The organism is Fictibacillus sp. NRS-1165 (assembly GCF_050468105.1).
GTDB classification, from domain to species: Bacteria; Bacillota; Bacilli; order Bacillales; family Fictibacillaceae; genus Fictibacillus_C; species Fictibacillus_C terrinigri.
This window is the reverse complement of record NZ_JBDPNU010000180.1, coordinates 1-680: the sequence shown is the minus strand read 5'-3', so window position 1 is coordinate 680 and position 680 is coordinate 1. Positions and strand designations below refer to the sequence as shown.

At 40.6% G+C, this 680-nt stretch carries 1 protein-coding gene; it reads left to right on the top strand.

The window, feature by feature from the left end; all coding sequences use genetic code 11:
* The coding region (locus ABHN01_RS25720; protein WP_429877901.1) for a penicillin-binding transpeptidase domain-containing protein at positions 1-680 on the top strand (680 nt) is incomplete at both ends.

Genomic DNA, 680 nt, shown 5'->3' with positions numbered 1-680 from the left:
AAGTTTGTTACGAGGGTTACTGAAGTTCCTTCTGTAAATGTGAATTTGGAAAAAGCACTGATTTATTCTGATAATATTTACTTTGCTCAGGCAGCTCTCGCAATTGGAAAAGAAGAGATGGTAAAAGGAGCTGAGAAATTTGGTTTTAATGAGAATATGCCGTTTGATTTGGATTTCGAGAACTCTTCGTTGACAAAAGAGGATATCGATTCAGAAGGAATGCTTGCCGATACGGGTTATGGACAGGGTCGAGTTGAAATGAACATTCTTCACCTTGGGCTCTCCTATACTCCATTTATCAATAACGGGGACTTAATTGCGCCTAAATTGGTGAAAGAGGAAAATCCGAAGCCAAAGATATGGAAGGAAAATGTTGTTTCACCAGAGACCGCTACGCGGATTCGCAGCTCTCTCGTAAAAGTGGTAGAGGACAAAAGGGGAACGGGATATAATCCCCCTCTAAAAGGAATCATGCTTGCGGGTAAAACCGGAACAGCTGAGTTAAAATCAAAAGTAGGTGAGAAAGGGAAAGAAAACGGCTGGTTTGTAGCTTTCAACCAAAAACAGCCGAACCTGCTGATTTCTATGATGATTGAGGATGTACAGGATAAAGGGGGCAGCCATTACGTTGTTCCTAAAGTTAAAAAGACCTTTAAAACATATATGAAAGAAAAGCCTCT